This is a genomic window from Budvicia aquatica DSM 5075 = ATCC 35567, assembly GCF_000427805.1.
In the GTDB taxonomy this organism is placed as follows: Bacteria; Pseudomonadota; Gammaproteobacteria; order Enterobacterales; family Enterobacteriaceae; genus Budvicia; species Budvicia aquatica.
Map to the genome: position 1 here is coordinate 1 of NZ_ATYS01000085.1, position 8,792 is coordinate 8,792.

General features: G+C 45.8%; 6 protein-coding genes, 1 rRNA gene and 1 pseudogene. 5 read left to right on the forward strand and 3 right to left on the reverse strand.

Annotated elements, in window-relative coordinates; genetic code table 11:
- Both YWE_RS30990 and YWE_RS0119970 read left to right on the forward strand, forming a co-directional pair.
- Nucleotides 1–206, forward strand: a pseudogene (locus YWE_RS30990) (hypothetical protein); the annotation flags it as partial.
- Nucleotides 207–621: 415 nt separating this feature from the next.
- A complete protein-coding gene (locus tag YWE_RS0119970) occupies nt 622–1,827 on the forward strand; it encodes a PI-PLC domain-containing protein (protein ID WP_029096089.1) in 1,206 nt (401 codons plus the stop codon).
- Between the two features lie 204 nt (nt 1,828–2,031).
- On the opposite strand, the gene YWE_RS0119975 is transcribed toward YWE_RS0119970, so the two are convergent.
- Nucleotides 2,032–2,967 (reverse strand): Rpn family recombination-promoting nuclease/putative transposase, encoded by a 936-nt coding sequence (locus YWE_RS0119975; protein WP_029096090.1) that lies wholly within the window; start codon nt 2,965–2,967, stop codon nt 2,032–2,034.
- Nucleotides 2,968–2,979: 12 nt separating this feature from the next.
- Entirely contained in the window at nt 2,980–4,311 is a 1,332-nt protein-coding gene (locus tag YWE_RS0119980; protein WP_029096091.1) for a tyrosine-type recombinase/integrase, read from the reverse strand.
- A 376-nt stretch (nt 4,312–4,687) separates the two neighbouring features.
- On the opposite strand from YWE_RS0119980, the gene YWE_RS0119985 reads away from it, so the two are divergent.
- The 3 genes from YWE_RS0119985 to YWE_RS0119995 all read left to right on the forward strand — a co-directional run bounded on the left by YWE_RS0119985 (nt 4,688) and on the right by YWE_RS0119995 (nt 7,980).
- Nucleotides 4,688–5,419: a tRNA-uridine aminocarboxypropyltransferase gene (locus tag YWE_RS0119985; protein ID WP_029096092.1), complete on the forward strand. Its 732-nt coding sequence runs from the start codon at nt 4,688–4,690 to the stop codon at nt 5,417–5,419.
- A gap of 211 nt (nt 5,420–5,630) precedes the next feature.
- Nucleotides 5,631–6,986, forward strand: coding sequence for a CDP-diacylglycerol--serine O-phosphatidyltransferase (pssA, locus tag YWE_RS0119990; RefSeq protein WP_029096093.1), 1,356 nt, complete (start codon nt 5,631–5,633; stop codon nt 6,984–6,986).
- Nucleotides 6,987–7,215: 229 nt separating this feature from the next.
- Nucleotides 7,216–7,980 carry a transporter substrate-binding domain-containing protein gene (locus YWE_RS0119995; RefSeq protein WP_051323469.1) on the forward strand — a complete coding sequence of 255 codons (765 nt, stop codon included), beginning with the start codon at nt 7,216–7,218 and terminating at the stop codon, nt 7,978–7,980.
- A gap of 697 nt (nt 7,981–8,677) precedes the next feature.
- On the opposite strand, the gene rrf is transcribed toward YWE_RS0119995, so the two are convergent.
- A 5S ribosomal RNA gene (gene rrf / locus YWE_RS0120000) occupies nt 8,678–8,792 on the reverse strand.

Genomic DNA, 8,792 nt, shown 5'->3' on the forward strand with positions numbered 1-8,792 from the left:
GTCGGGAACTGAGTTTGCTGGCGCCGTTATTGCAACAGCAGGTGACCGCACAGGTGTATCGTTATCAGCTCACGCCGGGGGAGCACGTGAAAAAGGACCGGCCTAAAAAGGCGCTGGTACTGGTATTGGGGGTCTTGCTCGGCGGGATGCTCGGTATTGCCACCGTACTGGTGACGGACAGTATTGCTCGTTATCGTCGAGGTTAAATTCACCACCCTGACTGATGATGGGGCATCTGACGCGAGCAAGCGTAACATAATTAAGGAGATAACCATGCCAGAGATAAAACCGTATATTGTCCTCGCCATTTTTGGTGGTATTTTCTATCTGGTTGCTGATTGGATGGAATGGGTGAGATAGGTGAGTTCGACATTATCGCTGTGTTGGTTCTTTCGCCCACGAACCACAGGAAACACGTCAAGGTTGCCTTAGCGCTGACCAGACGATACCCTGACATTCAGAGGGTCATATTGCCGGGCACGTGCCTTGCCGGTCGAGACTGATTATGCCAGTGTGCCGGGTCGTCGGTTAAAGTATTGTCAGGGAAGGGAAACCACTCATGTCGCCATGACCATCTCGTGCGATACGTATGACTCAAGGTGAGTGGCGAGAGGTAGCAACATGAAATTGACAATAACACCCACCGCACTCCGTGTATCGTGGGCTTTGGGCGTCCTGACGTCGGTGCTGTATGGTGCCGGCGCGCAGGCGGTAATGAGTTCCTCTACCGGCACCATTATGGGGCGGGCACCCACAATCACGCCGGGCATGTTAGTGCTGCGAACGCCGGACAATGAGCTCATCGTCAATCATGCGTTGATGTCTGCCGGGTTTGTGCCCCACCATTTTATTGGCACGACGGAGTTATTGGACCTTCCTGAGGATGACGATGATGACAGTGGGCTAAGTACGCAGATAGACTCTCTTCAAGCCGATTATCTCTTTACGGCAAATGGTACGCCATTAACCCCGTTACAGCTTGGGCAGTCGCTGGGGAGTATTGCACCCGGCGGGGTCATTACGGCGAAAATCGTTTCACCGGTTATCGTCTCATCAACGACGGGTTCACCCAACATGGCAACCACCGGACCGATGGACTCCCAAACGTACACCTTCAGGGTTGATGCCCCACTGGTCGTGAGAGTGAATGGTTTCGACATGCCAGAGGCGGCATCATTTCCGGGCACCGGGTTTAATGGTGCCGAGTTCGAATTTTTGATGAATGGGGTCGATACGTCGATAAACAGCACATACACCTATTCAAATAAGCTGGGTAAGACTTGGTTTACGGTGAATGGGATGGGCCACGTGATGCTGCTTTCTGCGCCAGCACCGGGGGATAATGTGGCAATCATCACGATTACTGACAGCGCCAATGCGCGAGAACCGATTGATTACCGTTTTACGCCCAAATTGTGGATGAGAACCACGGGGATTAACACCACTGGCGCGACATTAGATGATGCACGGACGACGTGCAATGCCTTGGGTGGCGGGTACCGGCTGGCCTATTATACGGAGGTGTCAAGTTCGCTGCCGACGGAACTGGATAGTGCCTATTCACCCGGACGTTCGGCAACCAGAATGGCGTTGTGGGATAATTGGGGTGCCCTTACGTCAGCCGCGTACCCGTCGAGCGGGATAACGCCGACAGCGAATGGTTTTGCGTGGGCGGATGCCACTGATAGTGTGACTTCGCTTAACGGTGTTGTTCTCGGTCCTGGCGGTCAAGGGAGTTACCCTGCGTGGAATAACGCCAGTGGCGCGATGGCTTACGATGGCCTTAACGGCGTTCACGGGGTATTTTGCATGACAGAACTTAATTGATGAATGGCGAAGCCACTGACCTGAATGGCCCGAAGCTCGGCGACCTACGTTGCTTCCCTTCCCTGAAAATACGACCGATACGTCTTCATGCAGAACCGATCTATACCGTCAACGTGATTTCACCGTCCAGTGACTTAACGTGAAGACAAGCGGCCAATGATCCAACGTGTCGGCGTAGTTGCCTACTACCGACTCATGATAGACTTATTGTTGGATCTGCGTCAGCTCGTCAAGGCTTAACCCTGTCATTTTTTTCACTATTTCGTTATCATAACCGCTATCAAGCATACTCTGTGCAATTTTTAATGCGGCTTCCTTCTCGCCTTCTTGACGTCCTTTTTCCAAACCTTTCTCAAGGCCTTCTTGACGCCCTTTTTCTAGGCCTCGTTGCTCTAGTTGCTGTGCGATAGTCATCAATACATCCTCATGTTGGGGTGATTGTTCTGCCAGTTCCCGAATAAAACCATCAGGATCAGCGGTGTTGCCCACCTGAATCAGATAATTGAGCGCAGTTCTCAACTGTTCATCGGTATAATAATCCAGTGACAAGAGATATACCAGTTCTCCTAACAATTCTGCCATATCTCGCTGACGAGCATGTTTCAAAATAATTTCAAGCAGGGCAATACGTTTGTGAGTCAAGATTTCCGTATCAGGTAATACGGTCAGGTCGACCAACGGAAATTTTCCGGCATACAGATCTTTTGCTCGTTCCGGTAACACAAAGCTGTCAAGCCAACTCAGACTAAAGGGGTAAGGCTGTATCTGACCGTGATAAAACAGGATTGGAATAACAAGCGGTAGGGTATCATGTCCTTGGTCAATGTGTTGCTGCATGGCTGAAATACTGTAACGCATCAGGCGAAAAGCCATCAACTTGTCGGGCGTACTTTGATGCTCGATTAGGCAATATACATATCCCGCCCCCTGTGTTGTTTTCACAGAATAGAGCATATCCGAGACGTGCGCCCGCATGTTCGGTTCGATAAAGCTGCTCGATTCCAATTTGAGACTGTTGAGGTCGCACATCTCTAGCAGCGAATGTGGTAAATGTATTTGCAAAAAATCACGTGCCGTTTCTGCATGAGATAAAAACTGCTTGAACAACGAATCGTGGGGCGTGGGTGTTTTTCGTTTCATGATGGAATATTATCACTGATGAGTTAGAGCCGCTGGGCTCAAGTTATTGTTAGACTCTGCTATCAGACTGTCAAGATAATCGGCCCATTTTTGCAGCCAGACTTTACATTCTGCCTCGTAGCTATGGAGGTCGTAGGTGCCCTCGATACCTTTGCGTGAGTGGCCTAAAACAGCCTCTGCGACTTCACTGGGGCATCCAAGGCGAGATAACCCAGTACGGACGGTTCGGCGTAGGTCATGCGGCGTCCAGTGCGGAATATCAATCATATGGCCACGTTCACGTAACCGATCGGCGCTTGTATTCAGGAAGGTTTGAGAAATGGGCCGGTTGGCTATCTTGGCCCGGGCAGTAAATAGGTAACGATCTGATGGCTCATGGAACGTTTTAAGAAACTCTATTGCCTGCCTTGAAAGTTGAACATGGCGGTCAGTTCCCGTTTTAGTTTCTTCAAGATGGCTCGTCCCTTTAACGAAGTCTACATTTTCCCAAGCCATATTGCAGACTTCGCCTGTACGGCATCCGGTCAATAACGTTAAATAGAGAACGCGCTTAATATTCACTGGATATTTTGATTGTGGTAACCACCGTAAAAATAGTGATAATTCTTTTTCGGAGAGAACCCGTTTACCCGGTTGTGGCGTCAGTTTGATCCGAGTTTGCTTCATACTATACTTGGCTAATAATGCGGGATTGACAAAGTTTTCCTCTAGTCGTCCTAACCCAAGGGCAAACTCATAGGCAGAACACAATTCTCGAAGCAGGATCCCTGCCAGCACGTTAGAACCCCGCTCTATTACTGTCATAACCGCATCAATCACATCTTTTCTCGTGATGTCTTTTGCTGGGCGGTCTCCCACTTTTTCAACAAAGTCTTTTGTTAACATTCTACGAGTAGCGACTTGTCCTGCTTTTTTTCGAGCTCCCGCAATAATTTGACCATCAGTACCTCTACGATCTTCAATTCGTTGCGTTAAATAGAGTTCAATCAAACCTTCGACGGTTAATAAAGACCGCTGATCTCTTGCGTCTTTCTCAATTTTAGTTTGCTTCGCAGCTTTGATTTCAGTGGAAGGACATCGGCCTTCATTCTTGATCTGTTTTAACTCATGTAACTTAGCTCTGGCTTGTGCCAATGTAATGTTGGGGAAATGGCCGATCTTTATTTGTGTAAGTTTATGAGTCAAGGGGCTTGTGTAACGATAAAAGAAAGTCTTAACCCCAGTTGCACCACAGGTTATCCGTAATCCCCGATTTTCCCCAGAATCTGCCTTGTCATTATCTCTAGGCTTCATTGCCTCAATGGCTTTAGTAGACAATGATTTACTGACCTGCTTATCGGTCATAACAATAACTCCTGTTATACTACTTTTTTGATCATTTCAACGACACAACTAGTCACCAATAATGGCTTATAGCAGCGCCAGTATGTTGATGACATTATACCATAGGTTATTTTAAACCTACATTTAAGCCTACAATAAAATGTAGGCAGTAGTGATTTTTCGTGGGAAATCGTGGGACGTCATGAACATTGACCATAATAATTAATTCGTTATAATACAGCTCATTAAATTAACCACCTGCATGATAAACATATAAAAACAGGTGTATGTGATGGTTTTAACGTATTATGCCCCCCTCAATTTTTGAGGCCTTACTCAATACCGCTTCTATAGATGAGTATTGTTATTCTGCAAAAACTATTCAGGCACGCATAAAATGGCGACAGAAATTGAATTCACGCCCCTCTCAAATAATGTCGTATTAAATCTTCGTGAAGCACGCTTAGCCTTATCAACCCGCAATTATAAAGCCCGGGGTTCCCGAGTGGTACGTTGCGAACGCTGCCTGCTACCAGTAACTCATTGCCTATGTTCTTCGATTTCCACCATGGCTGCCAATAGCTGCTTTTGTTTACTGATGTATGATACTGAACCGCTAAAACCAAGTAATACCGGTAGGTTAATTGCAGATATTCTGCCAGATACCAAGGCCTTCCTTTGGTCCAGAACGGATATTGACCCACAGCTATTAGCGTTATTATCCGATCCGGGCTATCAACCTTATGTGATCTTCCCTGCTTCGTATTCACATCCGGCAAGAGTAACGAAACAGGTGGAGAGACAGCCTCAAAAGCGCCCGTTATTTATTATGCTTGACGGTACCTGGGCGGAAGCGAGAAAGATGTTTCGAAAAAGCCCCTATCTGGATAATCTTCCGGTTCTGGCAATCGACGCGGATAAGAGCTCAGACTACCTTCTGAGAGAAGCCAGTAATAAAGAGCAGCTATGTACTGTAGAAGTGGCGATCAGGCTACTATCTCAAGTTAACGACCAACCCGCAGCAGAACAATTAAATAATCACTTTATTAACTTTAAGCAGCGTTATCTGGCAGGAAAAGCCAACAGAACGTTAGATGCCTTTATTAATTTTTCAGAGAAAAACAGGTAAGCAAAATCTAATTATTTTTTATATTCATATAATTCAATGCGATAAATACGCACTTGGTTAAAATCTGTTATATCTACGACAGTTTTATAATATAAGCGCTGTTTTTTGGTCACATTAGCATTAAGTGGTGGTAGTATTATCCGATTCGACTGTTAACTATATACACGTTATGGTCAGTCACCATAACCCAACAAGAGAAGAATGCACTGTGATGTTGTCATCATTTAAACGTAAGAAATCTCAACAACACCTTGCACAATTGCCTAAAATATCTCAGCCAATTGATGATATTAAAATATTATCAACGCCTGGTGATTATCGCTCTACTTTACTTGACTTGATTAACCATGCAGAGCATCGCATATATCTGATTGCGCTCTATTTAGAACATGATGATGCGGGTATAGATATCCTATCTGCCGTTTATCAGGCTAAAATACGTCGCCCAGAATTAGAAGTGGCTATATTAGTAGACTGGCATCGTGCACAGCGGGGAAGAATTGGGGATGCCAAAGAAAATACTAATGCAGATTGGTATTGTAAAATGGCCCAACAGCATCCCGGAATTGAAATTCCAATCTACGGTGTCCCTGTTAACACGCGTGAAGCTTTAGGCGTACTACATTTAAAAGGCAGTATTATCGATAATACGGTTGCCTACACCGGTGCCAGCGTAAATGACGTCTATCTTCATCAACATGATAAATATAGATACGACCGCTATCAACTCATCACCAATCCTGCATTAGCTGACAGCATGGCGGGCTATGCCAAGCAATCGGTACTTACATCTGAAGCCGTGCACCGCTTAAACTGTAAAGATCGCCCGAAAAGCCCTGAACTTAAAAATGAAATCAAAAAGTTCAGACAAGGCTTGAGAACTAAGGGCTACGAGTTTCAAGGCAATGTAGGGAACGACCAGTTAGCAGTGACTCCACTTGTCGGCTTAGGCCGCCACAGTCCGCTGAATAAAACCATTAACTGGTTGATGAATGCTACCGAAGAAAAACTAACCATCTGTACCCCCTATTTCAACTTGCCGGCTCAACTGGTGAAAAATATCGTTTCACTCCTTCGTCAGGGTAAACAAGTTGAAATTATCGTAGGCGACAAAACGGCCAATGATTTCTATATTCCTGAAGACCAGCCATTTAAAATCATTGGCGCCTTACCTTATCTCTACGAAATCAATCTTCGCCGTTTCGTTACGCGTTTACAGCGTTATATTGACCAAGAGCTACTGACTATTCGCCTTTGGAAGGATGAAGACAATACTTACCACCTCAAAGGAATTTGGGTTGATAATAACTGGCAGTTGATTACAGGTAACAATCTGAATCCACGAGCCTGGCACCTTGATCTGGAAAATGCGATCCTAATTCATGATCCTAAAGGCGAACTAAAAGATGCTCGCCAGCGTGAATTAGAATGCATCAGGACACATACTTTTGTTGTTAGTCATTATCAGCAATTGCAAAGTATCCAATTCTATCCGGTGAAGATCCGTAAACTTATCCGTAGGCTAAGACGTATCCGCATCGATAAGCTGATCAGTCGTATTCTGTAACTTCATCTGGTAACAACAGGCCTTCAATTTTGAGGGCCTTTTAATTTCTGCTGTATCCCATTCTCATATCATCAAGCATTTATAATATGTTACGCCTACGCCTAATAGATAGAATATTCAGCTGAAATGGCCTCATCAATAAAAAGAGCCTCGCGTCTTTTTTCACTGGAGTTATCAGTTTAATTAATGTTTATTAACGGAATGAATAACACAAATAAGGATTACAACAATGAAATTTAAAGTTCTGTTAGGTACCGCTCTTATTCTTAGCTGTATGAACGTTCAGGCTCGTAGTATGGAAGCCATCCAACAATCAGGTACGCTGAAGGTGGGTGTGCCAGGAGACTATGCTCCGTTAGCATTTATTGATGCTGAGGGTAAGTTAGCCGGATATGATATTGATATGGCCAAGGCGTTAGGTAAAGACCTAAACTTGAAGGTCGATTTTGTTAAGACCAGTTGGCCAACCCTTTCCGCTGATTTAGCGGCAGATAACTTTGACGTAGCGATGGGTGGAGTAACTGCAACCGCCAAGCGGGAAGCTGAATTCGGACTAAGTAAACCTATCGTAGCCAATGGAAAGATTGCACTGGCTAGCTGCGCGGTTGCTAAAGAACTGCCTGACTTATCCCAGATAGATCGTCCTAGCGTTAAGCTGGTAGTTAATCCGGGTGGCACAAATCAAAGTTTTGTTGACGGGCATATCAAGCAGGCACAAATTATTCGGGTTAAAGATAACTTCGATAACCTACAGGCTCTGCGAGATAAAACCGCTGACGTCATGATTACTGACCTGATTGAAGGTGATTACTACCAGAATAAAGAACCAAATGTGTTGTGTATGGCAACAGATAAACCGTTCTCCGGAACCGAGAGCCACAAAGTGTATATGGTCAAAAAAGACAATACAAAGCTGCTTGAAAGTATTAATACTTGGCTACAGGGAGAGACAAAATCTCAGTTAGCTAAGCAATGGAACGTCAGAGAGGAATAATTCTCTCAAGTACCATGTTCTTGATTTATATGCCCTGATAGCCATCAGGGCTTTTTTATTGACGCGATATAGACATAGATGCGATACGTTGCCCAATGTGTTCCCAACATCGTCGTCCTACTCTGTCGAGACGCTTACCGACAAGCTACAGACAAAACAAAAAGGCTGGCAGTTCCCTACAATACTCGTATTATCCTGATACTCGCCCTTTCAGGGCCAGCGCAAGCGCTGTTCCAAATCGTTCCCGACGATTTGGTCGTATGTTACGCACCTTCGGTACGTTCCCATGCTCGAATAGGGATTTCCACATACCATAAAAGCAAAAACCCCCAGCTTACGCTGAGGGTTATCACTTTTAATTAAAGCCTGGCAGTTTACGCCGNGCTTCCTGCCCGCCGCCCTTCGGGCCGTCGCAAGCGACGTTCAAATGTGTTCCCGACACATTTGTCCTACTCTGTCGAGACGCTTACCGACAANCTTCAGACAAAACAAAAAGGCTGGCAGTTCCCTACAATACTCGTATCATCCTGATACTCGCCCCTCCGGGGCCAGCGCAAGCGCTGTTCCAAATCGTTCCCGACGATTTGGTCGCATGTTACGCACCNGCGGTACGTTCCCATACTCGANTAGGNATTTTCCATATTCCATAAAAGCAAAAACCCCCAGCTTACGCTGAGGGTTATNACTTTTAATTAAAGCCTGGCAGTTCCCTACTCTCGCATGGGGAGACCCCACACTACCATCGGCGCTACGGCGTTTCACTTCTGAGTTCGGCATGGGGTCAGGTGGGACCACCGCGCTAGTGCCGCCAG